Below are 14199 nucleotides of genomic sequence, written 5' to 3'. Positions count from 1 at the left end.
GCTGAGCCGGACTCGCCGACCACCTCGATGTCGCCGTCGGCCTGCAGCAGATCGATCAGGCCACGGCGGACGACCTCGTGGTCGTCGAGAAGGAACACTCGGATCATATCTCCTTCCTACCGCCGGACGTCCCATACGCCAAAGGGCCGAAGGTCCCGCACCTTCGCCCCGCCACTGCACACTTGCGGGAGGCAGGCGTGATTGAGGCGACCGGCACGATCATCGGGCCACCTGGTTCCGCTCCCCCCAAGGCGACTAGCCTGACGCCATGAGTGAGCGGTCGGCCGCAGAACCCCCCGAGGCGCCGTCCCTGGGGCTCACGCCGCTGTCGCGGGTGCGCCTGGACGAGTTGTTGCAGGAGATGCTCGACCGGGTCGGCGAGGTGATGACCAGCCGGGAGCGGCTGCGCGCCCTGCTCGACGCCGTCGTCGGCATCGGCACCGACCTCGACCTGCGCAGTACCCTGCAGCGCATCGTCGCCTCCGCGTGCGCGCTCGCCGGCGCCCGCTACGGCGCGCTCGGCGTGATCGGGGCCAACCGCACCGAGCTGTCCGACTTCATCACCCACGGCATGGACCCCGAGACCCACGCGAGGATCGGCGACCTGCCGCACGGCCGCGGCGTCCTCGGCCTGCTCATCACCGACCCCCATCCGGTACGGCTGCCCGACATCAACAAGCACCCCGACTCGTACGGCTTCCCGCCGCACCACCCGCCGATGCACAGCTTCCTCGGCGTACCGGTCCGCACCCGCGACCAGATCTTCGGCAACCTCTACCTGTCGGAGAAACAGGGCGCCGCCGAGTTCAGCGACGACGACGAGCAGATCGTCGTCGCGCTCGCCGCCGCCGCGGGCGTCGCCATCGACAACGCCCGCCTGTTCACCCTCGCCCGGCGCCGCGAACGCTGGCTGGCGGCGGCCGCGGAGATCACCGGCGTGCTGCTCGGCACCGTGCGCCGCACCGAGGCCCTACGGCTGATCGCCCGCCGCGCCCGCGAAGTCGCCGGCGCCGAACTGGTCATGGTGCTCCTCTACGACGGGCGGAACTCCCGCTACACCATCGAGGTCGCCGACGGCGACGACCCCGGCTGCGGGTCGCTGGAGGGCGGGCTGGTCCCGGTCGACAGCGCGGCCGCGGCGGAGTTCGGGCAGGAGAAGTACCGGACGGTGGAGAACCTGCGCGCGTCGGCGGACTGGCCCGGACCGGTGCCCGACAGCTCGGCCCTGGCCGCCCCGCTGGCCGGCTCCGACACCCTGCACGGCGTACTGATCGTCACCCAGCAGTCCGGGCAACAGCCCACCGACGAGGACGCCGTGCTGCTGTCCACCTTCGCCGGCCAAGCCGCCCTCGCCCTGGAACGCGCCCGGGCCCAGGACGAACGCGAACAACTCGTCGTCCTCGAGGACCGCGAACGGATCGCCCGTGACCTGCACGACGTCGTCATCCAACGGCTGTTCGCCACCGGCATGCAACTACAGGGCGCGACCGCGCATGCGGGCCGGCCCGAGGCGGTCAAACGGATCAACACCGCCGTCGACGACCTCGACGCGACCATCCGCGACATCCGCCGCTCGATCTTCGAGCTCCGCGCACCTGTCGGCGCCTCGCTACGCACCGAGCTCCACGACGCCGTCGCAGCGGCCACCGAGACGCTCGGCTTCCGGCCGGTGCTGGACACCTCCGGGCCGGTCGACAGCGCCATCCCCGACGACATCGTCCCCGAACTACTCGCAGTCCTGCGCGAGGCCCTGGCCAACGCCGCCCGGCACGCCGAAGCCACCAACGTGCGGGTCTCGGTGCGCGCCGCGGACAACGAGGTCGTCATACAGGTCGAGGACGACGGCGTCGGCATGGACCCGGCGCTGGCCCGCAGCGGCGTCGTCAACATGGGCGAACGCGCACACGACCTGGGCGGCTCCTTCGAGGCCGGCCCCGGCCCCGGCGGCAAAGGAACGGTAGTGACGTGGCGGGTGCCGTTCGACCGGTGAGACCGGTACTTCGGCCCCGATCCACCGGTCGGTGAACGGCAGAATGGTGTGACCTTTGGTCGGAGGTCCTCGCCGTCGTCGTGCTCGACCCGGACGCCCGCGTATGTCGGTGCACACCGTTGTCGGTCTTCAGCACCCGGAAGCCCGCAGGCGCCCCCACCGCCGCGTGATAAGGCCGAAAGTCCTGTCGCGGATCCGCCACGGATGCCGTGATCAGGCCATATGACCCTGACGACGTCGCGGCTTCCCGGCGAGGCTTGTCCTGAGCCCACCGGATGCCGAACGGCGCAACGACCGGAGAAGAAGCGGACGGCCGACGAACCGCCAGACCCACCGTCGCCAAGACGGTCAACGGCCGACCACCGCCAGGCACCCGGTGGGCCACGAGAACCCACGGAGGCCAGTCATGATCGCTGAGATCGGTGATCGAATCATCCTCGAGGCGGCCCATCTCGGCGATCTCCGCCGGATCGGCGTCATCACCGCAATCGCCCATACCGACGGCGGCCCACCGTACGAGGTGCGGTGGCTCGACGACGGCCGCACCACGCTGATCTTCCCCGGTCCGGAGGCACGGATCGAACACCCCGCCGTGCCAGGCCGTGGTCGGTGATAGTCATGACCGCCGCGCCGCAAACCGGACGGGCACCGACCTTCCGGAGTCGCAGGAAGGTCCGGCGGGGAGGGGCGGTCGGACCTTCGGTTGCCCCGACCGACGAACCTTGCACAGTGCCGGGTTGCGCGCCGGACGAGGCCAGCACCTTCGTTCTCGCCGCGATCGACGATGACGGCGACGCGGGCCCGATCGTCCGGTACGCCCGCGCCCAGGCAGAGCGTCTGGGTCTGCCGCTACGGGTGGTGCACGTCTGCACCGGACGGGAGCGGATGCCGGACGCGGACTGTCTGCTGTCCGGTGCGCTCTACGACTGTCTGCCGCCCGAAGTGGCAACGGATATCGAACGGCAGATCGTGCGTGACCGCGATCCCGCGCACGCCCTGATCGAGCTGAGCCACGGGGCCGCGCTCGTCGTCGTGGCCGCGAACAGCGATCCGGCGGGCATGCCCGAACACCTGGGGGAATGCGCGAGCGCGCTCACCGGGCGAACCGCCTGTCCGCTTGCGATCGTACCGGCGAGCGGACCTACGAGCGTTGCCGGCCGATGGCGATAGGGACCGGTGTGACACATCTGGGCGTCCCGGCGCCCTGCACGACAGCGCACACGCGCCGGCGACCTCAACCCGGATCGGCCGCGACCGGCCCACCGTAGGCCGGCACCGGTTCTCCGGCCTGCCATCCCGCCGGTACCAGCACCACCGGGCACGCCACCGCACCCAGAGCGCTACGACTCGGACCCGCCGAACCGTACAACGATTCCGCGAAGCGTCCGTGCCGGCCGATTCCCGCGACCAACAGCCGCCCACGCCGGGAGGCGCGTTCGATCGTGTACCCCATGTCGAGGTCGTGCACGACGAGCCGCTCGATCGGAACATACGGATACCGCGCCGTCCAGCAGGCCAGCGCCTCGGCCAGCGTCCTATCGGCCTCGCGGCGCTCCACCGCATAGCCACCCGCCACTACGGCCGGCGCCGGACCGTCCTCGCTGCCCTGTCGCGTCCACATGTGCACCGCCACGAGAGCGGCCCCCCGCATTGCGGCCTCGGCAAAGGCGTAACCCAGCGTCGCGGCCCCCGACGGACGCGCGGACACCGCTACCACGACGGGCCCGGTCTTCGTCGGCACGGCGCCCCGATGCACGAGCACCGGGCAGGCACCGTAATGGGCGAGGTAAGCCGTGGTCGACCCCCAGCTGACACGGGTCAGAACGTCGTCACGGTGCGCCACGACGATCAGCTGCGCCCGCCTCGACAGTTCAGTGAGCATGTCCGCGGCGCCACCGTCCAGCAACTCGGTGCTGACGGGCAGGTCCGGCGAGCTCAGCTGTGCACGCCGCGCCGTGACGTCGAGCAGGCGCCGGCCGTCTGCCGGCGAGGCCACCGCACCGCGGCTGCGGAAGACACCGGTGTACCTGCCCGGCCAGACGTGGGCGATCAGCAGGGGAGCCCGATGGCGTACCGCCTCCGCGGCGGCGAGGTCGACCGTCGCCGGAGTGGTACGCGAGCCGTCCACGCAAGCCACTACCGGCCGTACCTCCGTAACCGCGTCGATTCCAGGCATATCTGCAGGCTAAGCGCGATGCGCCGCGGTCCGGCACGGCCGGTGGACACGACCGGCCGGGCCGGAGGTCCCGGACCGGGCGTCGCCGGTTCGGGACCCGGACCGGCCCGCCACCGATCGCCGGCCGAGTGGGCCCGCGGGGCGGGACCTTCGCCGCTGTGACGGGCAGGCGGGATCGGCGCAGGCTCGGCACATGGCCACCATCGCGGTACGCGACCTCGTCCGGGGCTACGGGCCGGTGCGGGCAGTCGACGGCATCACCTTCACGGTGAACGAGGGTGAGATCTTCGCGCTCCTCGGGCCCAACGGTGCCGGTAAGACGACCACCGTGGAGATCCTGGAGGGCTACCGCGCGCGGGACTCCGGCACGGTCGAGGTGCTGGGCTACGACCCGGCGACCGGCGGCGCGTCGTACCGGGCGCGGATCGGCGTGGTTCTGCAGTCTGCCGGGTTCGAGGAGGAGTTCACCGTCCGCGAACTGGTTCGCCTGCAGGCCGCGCTGTACCCCCGCCGCCACGACCCCGACGAGCTGATCGATGTGGTCGGGCTCGGCGAGAAGCGGACCACCCGGGTCAAGGGCCTCTCCGGCGGGCAGCGTCGTCGTCTCGATCTCGCGCTCGGCCTGGCCGGCGCGCCCGACCTGCTCTTTCTCGACGAGCCGACCACCGGTTTCGACCCGGCCGCCCGGCACCACGCCTGGGACCTCGTCGCGGATCTGCGCGAGCTCGGCACCACGATCCTGCTGACCACGCATTACCTGGAGGAGGCGCAACGGCTCGCCGACCGGGTCGCGGTGCTGCGCGCGGGCCGGCTGCTGACCGAGGGCACTCCACAGGAGCTGCGGGACGCGAGTGACCTGCCGACCGTGATCAGCTGCCGGATACCCGCGGTCATCGCCGACCTACCCGAGCTGAGTGCCCGGCCTCGTCTCCGCGACGGCCGACTGCGACTCGTCACCCGCGCACCGGTGCCGGACACCTCGCGCCTGACCGGCTGGGCGACCGCCCGCGGGATCGTCCTGTCCGACTTCGCCGTCACCCCGCCCGCGCTCGAGGACGTGTACCTCGCCCTGACCGAGGAGCGCCACGATGACCGTTGAACAGGTGCCCACGCGGGTCGGGCTGCCGGTCCAGCACACCCGGCCGGCCGCGCTGCCGGCGCTGACCGCCCATGCCGTACGCGCGTTCCTGCGCAACCCGATCGCCGTGTTCTTCACCCTCGCGTTCCCGTTGGCGTTCCTGGTCATCGTCTCGTCGATCATCGGGCGCCGGGTCACCGGCGACGGCGTTGCCGTGACACAGTTCCTCGTCGCGCCCTTCGCCGTCTTCGGCGTGGCCCAGGCGTCCTTCACCATGCTCGCCGTGGACACCGCTGTCCTGCGGGAGAGCGGCGTGCTCCTGCGCCTGCGCGCCGCACCCGTGCCCGCGTGGACCGTCGTGGCCGCCCGGATCGGCGCCTCGATGATCGTCTCTGTGGCGGTGGTGGCCCTGCTCGCCACCGTCGGAGTACTCGCCTACGAGGTCGAAGTCCCCTGGCGCAAGGTGCCGGCGATGCTGGTCACGCTGCTGCTCGGGGTCGCCTGCTGTGCGGCGCTCGGCCTGGCGCTGGCTTCCGCGACCCGGACCGTGGGCGCGGCACAGACCCTTGCCCAGGGCTTGTTGATCCCGCTGGCCTTCATCTCGGACGTGTTCATCGTCGGCGCCGAACTCCCCCGCTGGCTGGCGGAAACCGGCTCGGTCCTGCCCCTCAAGCACTTCGCCCAGGCCCTGGCCGAGACCTTCCGCCCCGGCGAGGGGTACGGCTTCACACCGCACCATCTCGCCGTCCTCGCCATCTGGGCGGCGGCCGGCGCGGTGCTCGCCCGCCGCAGCTTCGGCTGGCAGCCGCGGGTCTCGTCGCGTCCGCCGACGGTCACCCCCGCACGGAGGCTCGGACCCGCGCGGCTGACGATGCCCCGCGAATGCCCGCGCTGGGCGCCCGGTGCGCTGCTTCGGGGCCAGATCGGGTACGCGCTTCTCGGCCTGCGCCGCGACCCACTCTCGGTCTTCTTCGCCGTCGTCTTCCCGGCGCTGCTGCTGATGCTGCTCCCGACGGTCTTCGGCAACGCCCGCATACACGGCCTTCCGATGGCCCAGTACCTATTCGCCGGGATGGTGGCCTACACCGCCGCGGTGGTCGGCTATGTAGACCTGACCGAGGCCGTGGTGGGTGCCCGGTCCGCTGGTGTCCTCAAACGGCTGCGCGGCACTCCCCTGCCGTTCCGCTGGTACGTCGCGGGCCGGGTGTGCGCGACCCTGATCACCGTGCTGCTCGCCTGCGCCGTGCTCGCCGCGGTCGGCATCAGCTTCCTCGGCGTCAGCGTCGCCGCCGGCGGCGTACCGGCGCTGTTGCTCGCGCTCGGCGCCGGCTCTCTGTGCTTCTCCGCGCTCGGCCTGGCGCTCGCCGCTCTCATGCCGTCGGCACGTTCGCTGATCGCCGTCACTCTCGGCACGCTGCTGCCGCTCTGCTTCATCTCGGAGGTCTTCGTCGTCGGCGATCAGCCGCTGCCCGGCCCGCTCACCGCCGTGGCGGACGTGTTTCCGCTCCGCCACCTCCTGCAGGCGTTGCTCGCCGCTACCGGGTCCGGCGACACCGGCGCGGGTGTCGCCTGGGATCATCTGTCCATCGTCGCCGGATGGACGGTGCTCGCCCTGCTGGTGGCCCGATGGCGACGCGGTGCCCTCGCCGGACCCTGACGACCATCCGGTGGCCGGCCAGATCAGGGGGCCTGACTTCCCGACCCTTGGAGCCTTCCGGCACTGCCCCCGCCCGCCCGGCCGCGATGTGCTGAGGGAAACCCTCGGGAGGTGTCATGAACCGCTATCCCGTGCGGGTCGAGGCGCACCGAGACGAGGCTCTGAGCCGCTGGCTCTGGCTCGTCAAGTGGCTTCTGCTCGTCCCGCACTACCTCGCCCTGTTCGTCCTCTGGACCGGTCTCGTGGTGGTCACCGCGGTGGCCTACCTGGCCCTGTTGTTCACCGGCCGGTATCCGGCCTCGATCCGGGCTTACAACGCCGGAGTCCTCCGCTGGACCTGGAGGGTCGGCTACTACGGCTATCAGGCGCTCGGCACCGACCGGTACCCGCCGTTCACACTGGCAGACGTGCCGGAGTACCCGGCGCGGATCGGACTGGACGCGGACGGGCCGCCGCCACGGTGGCTGCCGCTGCTCGCCTGGCTGTTCGCTGTTCCGCACCTGATCATTCTGGGCGCGCTCACGGGTGCGGCCACTTGGTCCTTCGGCGGCGGTGACGCGCGCATGGCCGTGCCCGTCAGCGTGGTCGGCGCCGCGCTCCTGATCGCCGGCTCGGCCCTGCTGTTCACCGGACGCTACCCGCGCGGCCTGCATGACCTGCTGGTCGGCATCGCCCGGTGGAACCTGCGGGTAGCCGCGTACCTGACGCTGTTGACACCGCGGTACCCACCGTTCCGCCTGGACCAGGGCGGCGCCGAGCCGGAAGCCGAGTCGGGCGGACCGCCGGCGACGGCCCGGGCCGAGGCGATGAGAGCCTCGGCGGCCGGTTCGATCACCGCGCTGGTGGCAGGCGTTCTGTTGCTGGCGCCCGCGGCCGGCCTCGGAATCGGCGGCGGCGCGCTGCTGGCCCTGGAGGCGGGCCGCGATCGCGCCGGCTACGTGACCAGCCCGACGCTGCAGCTGACCAGCGCCACGGCCGCGGTCACCGTGGAGAACCTCACGATCGTCGACGCCGATCTCTGGGCGCGCAACCTCGCCGACGCCGGCGGGCTGCGGGTCACCGCGACCGCGCCGGACGGGCGTGCCGTCTTCGTCGGCATCGCGCCGCAGCAGGCAGTCGATGCATGGTTGGCCGGGACCGCGCACGACAAGGTCATCGGCCTCACCGCGGGCACCGCGGACTACCGCCGGGTGTTCGGCGCCGTGCGGGCCGTCGACGATCCCGCGATCCAGCCGTTCTGGCTGGCCACGGGGACCGGGTCGGGCACGACCACGCTGCGGTGGGAGGTTGTGGACGGTGAATTCGCCGTGGTGGTCGCGAACGCCGACGGCGCTCCGGGGGTGTCGGCGGATGTCCGCGGGGCCCTTCAGGTGCCCGACCTGTCGGGCCTCGGCGGCGGGTTGCTCGCCGCGGGTCTCGTGCTCGGCCTCGTGGCGCTGGGCCTCATCGTGCTCGGTGGCGTCGGACTGGGGCGCCGGCACAGCGGGCCGCCGCCCGGCGCCGGACCGGTGGGTCCGGCTCCCGCTCCGCTACCACCGGTCGCGGTCGGCTCGTAACCCGGTACGACGATGGCCCGGCACCCGGGCCATCGTCAGCCGTCCGGCGGGAACATCCCGCTCGGGACGGCCTGGCTAGTCGTCGACCTGGATGGTGTCGTGGACCTCGCGCCGCGGCGACACCGGCAGGACCTCGTCGGAGTCGACGTAGCCGAGCCGCACGATCAGGAAGGGCTCGCCGACGTCGGGCAGGAGCCGCCGCAGCAGCTGGCGCGGCCAGGCCACCTCGACGGCCTCGCTGATCGGCGCGGTGGAGACGCCCTCGGTGGTCGCACCGAGCAGCAGCGCCGACATCGCCTCCCCGCCGCGCAGGAGGTCCAGCGGGCGTTCACCGGCGCCGAAGAGGATCACGTACGCCGCGCCCTCGTCGTCACCCGCGCCGGCGAGCAGGCCCGGTGAGCCGGACGGGAGGAAGTTGCGCGCCGGCACCCGACGCAGGCTGGTCTGCACCGCGGTGGCGGGTGGCACCCCGTCCCCCGTCCACGCCGGCCGGTGCGTCCAGCGGGTGAGCTCGGTGCGGTGGGCCGGGTCGAAGTACTCCACGTCGGCGGCTTGGTCGACCAGCACAGACAGCACTGGAACCCGCTCGTCCGGCACCTTGTGCAGGCGTGCGCCCTCCGCCTCGACCAGCCGGCTCAGCCGCGCCACCGTCTCGTCCGACAGGCTGCGTTCGCCGAAGGCCCGGCGATCGGTTCGCCGTCGGCTGATCGAGTCTGCCAGGCTCTCGGCTACAGCGTCCGGCGCGGAATGGCCGGTGACCCGGATCCGGGCCAGCAGGTCCGGGCGCCGATCGTCCGGCAGGCGGTCGACCTCCGCGGACCAGCCCTGTGCGGCCAGGGCGACGCGCGCGTGATGCAGCGCGCCGCCGCAGCTGAGCAACAGCAGGCGTCCCTCCGCATCGGTCACGCCGAGCCGACGCTCCGGATCAGAAGAGAGCTCCGCGACGTCACCGGTAATGCGCCACTTCCACGGCTGGGTATTGAAGACCGACGGCGCACGCAGGGAGGCCCGCGCGGCCGACTCGAGGGCAGCGCGCGCCTCGGCGCGCGTGACAAGATTGGCGTTGGCGTTCATGGCGGGAGCCTCCGATCGTTCGTATCCCCCTCAACCTGCCAGGCCGTGACCGGATGGTGCAGGGCCGTTGGTCCCGGCTCGGAGCGCCGTGCGGCCCCGGTCGCCAGGTGGTATGAACCGGTCCGCGCCGTATCGCGTCCACACGCACCTGCATGCCCGGTTCGGCCGAGGTGATCGGGTTGCACGGTGCCCTACTTCCGCGCATAGGCCGGCGGACGGGTGATGTGTACCGGGCACTCCGCGTGGTGCAGCAACTGCAGACCAGCCGAACCCAGCAGGGTCCCGGTGATGCCGCCGTGCCCGTGGCTGCCCACCACCACGAGCTGAGCCCCGGCCGACGCTTTGACCAGCGCAGCTGCCGCGCTCTCGTGGGTGAGCAGCACCTCGACCGGTACCTCGGGATACTTGGCCCGCCACGGGGCCAGCTGCTCCTCCAGCCGCGCGCGTTCGTCCGCGTCCGCCTCCGGTGTGTCAACGTCGGCCGGCCGGACGTCGGCGGCCAGCCACAGCGGAATGAGGGGAAGATGCGACCGGACCACGGACAGCGAACTGCCGCGCCGGGCGGCCGCGTCGAAGGCGGTCTCCAGGACGCGGTCGGCGGCCGGGGAATCGTCCACTCCGGCGACGACCGGCCCCTCGGCGGCGTCGCCGCGGCCTCGGACCACGACCACGGGACACTTGGCGTGAGTGGCCACCCGCTGACTCACCGAGCCCAGAAGCATGCTGGCGAATCCACCGCGGCCCCGGCTCCCGAGCACCATCAGCTCGGCGGCCTCGGACTCGGCGAGCAGCCGCGCGGTGGCGTGGCCGAGTAGCTGCTCCCCTTCCACGTCGAGCCGCGCCGCCACCAGCCGCGCATCGTGAACGGCGGCGGCGGTGATGTTCTCGGCGACCTTACGAGCCAGGTCCAGATATTCGTGGCTCATGTCGTACCGGGCCTCGCGCCACTCCCAGTCGAAGACGTGCGCGACTTTGAGTGGCAGGTTGCGCAGGTGTGCCTCGCGCGCCGCCCACCGCACCGCGGATCTGCTGGAGTCGGTGCCGTCGGCACCGACGATGACGGGATAGGTTCTCATCGACCGCTCCTCACACTCTCTGTGTCTCGAGCATGCGAGCCGGCCGGGGTGGTCGACAGTGCGACAGGTCCCGTCCGGACCGGACGAAGGTCACACCCGGATCACTTCGTTCCTCGCCCTCCCTGACCGGGAGCCGTTGGACGACCGGGATGATTCCGGCCTCGCACAGGCCGCCGGCCGGGAGAGTTGCGGGATTGAAAGTTCTACCCGGCGTTCACCGTGATCTGGTGACCGGCCGGCAGAGGCGCCGTCAGCGGCACCGTGATCTCCAGGATGCCTTTCCGATAAGTGGCGGCGACCGCGGACTCGTCGGCGTTGCCCGGTAGCCGGATGGACCGCTGCGGTGAGCCACCGGCCGTGGAGGAACCTCACGGCAACAGGACGGCGGCCCCGTTGATCCGGTCGGCGGCTAGATCGGCCAGGGCATCGGCGGCGCGGTCCATCGGGTACGGCGTGACTGCGACCTGGAGCCGGTGCCGCGCCGCGAACGCGAGCAGGGCACGGCCGTCCTGCCGGGTGTTGGCGGTGACACTGCGAACCGTCCGCTCCTGGAACAGCTCACGCTCGTAGTCCAGCGCCGGGATCTCGCTCAGGTAGATCCCGGCGATCGCGAGCGTGCCGCCGCGGTCGAGGGCTCGCAACGCCACCGGTACGAGGTCGCCGACCGGCGCGAAGAGGACCGCTGCGTCCAACGGCTCGGGTGGCACGTCATACGCGCCGCCGGCTGAGGTCGCGCCGAGATCGAGTGCCAGCGTCCGTGCCTGCGACGAGCGGGTGAGCACGTGCACCCGCGCTCCTTCGGCGACGGCGATCTGGGCCGTCAGGTGCGCCGACGCGCCGAAGCCGTAGATGCCGAGCCGCCCACCGGGTGGCAGTTCGGCCCGGCGCAGCGCCCGGTAGCCGATAATGCCCGCGCACAGCAGGGGCGCGAGCTCAGTGTCGGAGTAGCCGTCGGGCAGCGCGTACGCGAAGTCCGCGGGCACCGTCGTGAAATCGGCGTATCCGCCGTCGGCGTCCCAACCGGTGTACCGCGACCGCGGGCACAGGTTCTCGGCGCCGCTACGGCAGAACCGGCAGGTCCCGTCCGTCCGGCGCAGCCACGCGACGCCGACACGATCGCCGGGCCGGAACTCGGTCGCCTCCGCACCCGGCTCGAGCACGTGCCCCACGATCTCGTGCCCGGGCACCACCGACGGCCGATGGACCGGCAGCTCGCCGGTGGCCACGTGCAGATCGGTGCGGCACACCCCGCACGCGTCCACCGCCACCAGCAGCTCGCCCGGCGCCGGCCGGGGCACGGTCATCGGGACGCGGGCCAGCGCGCGCCGGACGTCGGGGCCGGGAGCCCTCACCTGCCAGCCGAACATGTCGCACCTCCGATCCGATGGTCCGGGAGGGTCAGGACCATACCTCCCGATTGCGCCCGGCCGTACGGATCGGCACCGGCCGACGCTACGCGCCGGCCGGCGACTTCAGAGCGGCGAGGTCACTTCTTGGTGATCGCGATCTGCCGACCGGCCACTTCCGGCGCGGTCAACGGAACCATGATCTCCAGGATCCCCTTGTCGTAGGTCGCGGTGATCGCGGCCTCGTCGGCGTTGGCGGGCAGCCGCACCGAGCGATGCAGCATGCCGTACCGGAACTCCGAGCGGCCCGACCCCGCGTCCTGCTCGTGCCGTTCCGCCTCCACGGTCAGCACGCCGTTGAGTGCGGTGATCTGCACGTCCTTCTCCGGGTCCATCCCCGGCAACTCGGCGCGCAGCACGTACTCCTCATCGGTCATCCGGTCCTCAACACGGAACGCCTGCACCGGGCGCGGGAAGTCGACCTCCAACCAGTCGGTCATGTCCCCGAACAGGCGGGGCAACAGCGCTGTCATCTCCCCCACCTCCCTTCGATCCTTCCAGTTCCATCACACCTCGCGGACCCTGCTGTATCCAGGGCCGAACGACCTCAAGTACCGCCGACCACGACCGGGCAACGGGCGTGCTGGACGCACGACGCACTGCCGGCTGACCAAGCCGATATCGCCGACGGTGAACCCATCAACCTGGCGCCTGCGGCAAGAACCTGTCCACCGAACAGCAATCCACCATCGGTTAACACCATGCCCGGCCGAGGCCGCCCGAGCACGTCACGGGTACGGAACCCGCGGCGGCGGAGCTCGCTCCGTCCTGCAGCCGCTGATACCTCAAGCCTTTCCGGACCTCGCCGCGCTCTGGTGCGGCACGACGACCACCGGGCGTGGTGTGTGGTGCAGGGTGGCCATTGCCACGCTGCCGAGCAGAATCTCCCGCGGTACGGAACGACCACGGGAGCCGACGACGATCGCGGACGCCTGCTGCTCGGCCGCCACCCTGGCCAGCGCCTCGGCCACCGTCCGCCCGATCGTGGGATGCCGGTGCTCCACCTCGACGACAAGCGATTCGTGTCCAGGCGGCGGCACCGCGACCTCACCGTCGGCAACGGCCGCCAGCAGGATCCGACGTCCTCCGAACAGCATCTCCGCGGCGTCCAGCGCCCGGTGCGCCCCGGCGGAGCCGTCCCAGCCGACGATCACCGGTCCGGCCGCCAACGCCGCCCGTTCGGTGGTGAGCATCGGATGCGGAACCACCAGGACCGGCCGCGGCGCGTAGTGCACAACGACATCGGACACGCTGCCGAACACGGCGCGGGCACCGCCGAGGCCACGCGAGCCCAGCACGATGAGATCGGGGTCGAGTTTCTCGGCCAGTTCGGCCAGCTGCAGCCCTTCGCCGCCGTAGCTGCGCGCAACTACCGGCTCGGTTTCCCACCCGGCCGCCTTGGCCAGGATGACTCCCATGCCGGCCAGTCGCTCCGCCTCTGCCGCGCCCTCGCGCTCGATCGCCGCGACGAAGTCGTCGACCCGGCGCGTGCCGTGCCAGAGCTGGCGGCGCAGCGCGTCGCTGGCAAACGGCGGAACCCACAGGTGCGCGATCCATCCCTGCGCCGGCGGCAGCAGTGAGCCGGCGCAGTCGATGGCGGCACCGGCCGCCAACGACCCGTCGTAACAGATCATGATATTCACAGCGAACCTCCAGGCATAGTCTTCAACTCCAGCGTCTACCGCGCGCCGACCCCGGTACAGAGGCGTTCGGCCCGTCCCGCCGCGGCCGGCCTTGGACGCCAGGGAGGGTGCCAACGCCGCCCGTCAGCCCTGCTGCGCCCGGTCGCCCAGGGACCAGTCGCGGACCTCGGGCATGTCCTCGAGATGCTCGACGATGTACGCCTCGTGCTTCGCCAGCTGCTGTTCGCACCACTGCTTGAGGACGGTGGCGCCGCGCGGCAGGCGCTTGGCGTTGTTGATCGCATCCATCACGAGGTGATAACGCGACGCCCGGTTGCGCACCGTCATGTCGAACGGGGTCGTGGTGGTTCCCTGCTCGATGAAGCCGCGTACCCGGAACCGGTCGGCGTCGGGCCGGCCGTGGACCAGTTGGTGGATGGCTCCCGGGTAGCCGTGGAAGGAGAACACGACGTCGACGGTGTCGGTGAACAGCTCGGTGAACTGGGTCTCGCTCATGCCGTGCGGGTGGTCCTTGGGCCGGGGCAGCGTCATCAGGTCGACGAC

The 14199-nt window shown here is 71.7% G+C and carries 12 protein-coding genes and 3 pseudogenes; 6 read left to right on the top strand and 9 right to left on the bottom strand.

Annotation, left to right across the window (positions count from 1 at the left end):
- Positions 1-107: pseudogene (locus AB0B58_RS41900) on the bottom strand (DNA-binding response regulator); the annotation flags it as partial.
- A gap of 161 nt (positions 108-268) precedes the next feature.
- On the opposite strand from AB0B58_RS41900, the gene AB0B58_RS41895 reads away from it, so the two are divergent.
- From AB0B58_RS41895 to AB0B58_RS41885, 3 genes are all read left to right on the top strand, one after another.
- Positions 269-1990, top strand: a complete 1722-nt coding sequence (locus tag AB0B58_RS41895; RefSeq protein ID WP_360236856.1) for a GAF domain-containing sensor histidine kinase — start codon at positions 269-271, stop codon at positions 1988-1990.
- A gap of 406 nt (positions 1991-2396) precedes the next feature.
- Complete coding sequence (locus AB0B58_RS41890; protein WP_360236853.1) at positions 2397-2603, top strand: DUF1918 domain-containing protein; 207 nt, start codon at positions 2397-2399, stop codon at positions 2601-2603.
- A 5-nt stretch (positions 2604-2608) separates the two neighbouring features.
- On the top strand, positions 2609-3160 hold the full coding sequence (locus tag AB0B58_RS41885; RefSeq protein WP_360236850.1) for a universal stress protein: 552 nt from the start codon (positions 2609-2611) through the stop codon (positions 3158-3160).
- Positions 3161-3224: 64 nt separating this feature from the next.
- On the opposite strand, the gene AB0B58_RS41880 is transcribed toward AB0B58_RS41885, so the two are convergent.
- Positions 3225-4166, bottom strand: a complete 942-nt coding sequence (locus AB0B58_RS41880; RefSeq protein WP_360236847.1) for a universal stress protein — start codon at positions 4164-4166, stop codon at positions 3225-3227.
- 193 nt (positions 4167-4359) lie between these two features.
- Here AB0B58_RS41880 and AB0B58_RS41875 point away from each other — a divergent pair, with 193 nt between their 5' ends.
- From AB0B58_RS41875 to AB0B58_RS41865, 3 genes are all read left to right on the top strand, one after another.
- A complete protein-coding gene (locus AB0B58_RS41875; RefSeq protein ID WP_360236844.1) occupies positions 4360-5265 on the top strand; it encodes an ABC transporter ATP-binding protein in 906 nt (301 codons plus the stop codon).
- Positions 5255-6901: an ABC transporter permease gene (locus AB0B58_RS41870; protein ID WP_360236841.1), complete on the top strand. Its 1647-nt coding sequence runs from the start codon at positions 5255-5257 to the stop codon at positions 6899-6901. Before AB0B58_RS41875 ends, AB0B58_RS41870 begins: the two co-directional genes overlap by 11 nt.
- 116 nt (positions 6902-7017) lie before the next feature.
- Positions 7018-8457, top strand: a complete 1440-nt coding sequence (locus AB0B58_RS41865) for a DUF4389 domain-containing protein (RefSeq protein ID WP_360236838.1) — start codon at positions 7018-7020, stop codon at positions 8455-8457.
- A gap of 75 nt (positions 8458-8532) precedes the next feature.
- On the opposite strand, the gene AB0B58_RS41860 is transcribed toward AB0B58_RS41865, so the two are convergent.
- The 7 genes and pseudogenes from AB0B58_RS41860 to AB0B58_RS41830 form a co-directional block, all read right to left on the bottom strand.
- Complete coding sequence (locus AB0B58_RS41860; RefSeq protein ID WP_360236835.1) at positions 8533-9531, bottom strand: Acg family FMN-binding oxidoreductase; 999 nt, start codon at positions 9529-9531, stop codon at positions 8533-8535.
- Between the two features lie 191 nt (positions 9532-9722).
- Positions 9723-10607 carry a universal stress protein gene (locus AB0B58_RS41855; RefSeq protein ID WP_360236832.1) on the bottom strand — a complete coding sequence of 295 codons (885 nt, stop codon included), beginning with the start codon at positions 10605-10607 and terminating at the stop codon, positions 9723-9725.
- Positions 10608-10810: 203 nt separating this feature from the next.
- A pseudogene (locus tag AB0B58_RS41850) lies at positions 10811-10942 on the bottom strand (Hsp20/alpha crystallin family protein); the annotation flags it as partial.
- Positions 10943-10975: 33 nt separating this feature from the next.
- Entirely contained in the window at positions 10976-11974 is a 999-nt protein-coding gene (locus tag AB0B58_RS41845) for a zinc-binding alcohol dehydrogenase family protein (protein ID WP_360236829.1), read from the bottom strand.
- 119 nt (positions 11975-12093) lie between these two features.
- A complete protein-coding gene (locus AB0B58_RS41840) occupies positions 12094-12486 on the bottom strand; it encodes an Hsp20/alpha crystallin family protein (RefSeq protein WP_360236825.1) in 393 nt (130 codons plus the stop codon).
- A gap of 312 nt (positions 12487-12798) precedes the next feature.
- Entirely contained in the window at positions 12799-13647 is an 849-nt protein-coding gene (locus tag AB0B58_RS41835) for a universal stress protein (protein ID WP_360236859.1), read from the bottom strand.
- Between the two features lie 132 nt (positions 13648-13779).
- Positions 13780-14199, bottom strand: a pseudogene (locus AB0B58_RS41830) (phosphoketolase); the annotation flags it as partial.

The organism is Actinoplanes sp. NPDC049118, assembly GCF_040648555.1.
In the GTDB taxonomy this organism is placed as follows: Bacteria; Actinomycetota; Actinomycetes; order Mycobacteriales; family Micromonosporaceae; genus Actinoplanes.
The sequence above is the reverse complement of the archived record's forward strand: the minus strand, read 5'-3'. Positions and strand labels throughout refer to the sequence as shown.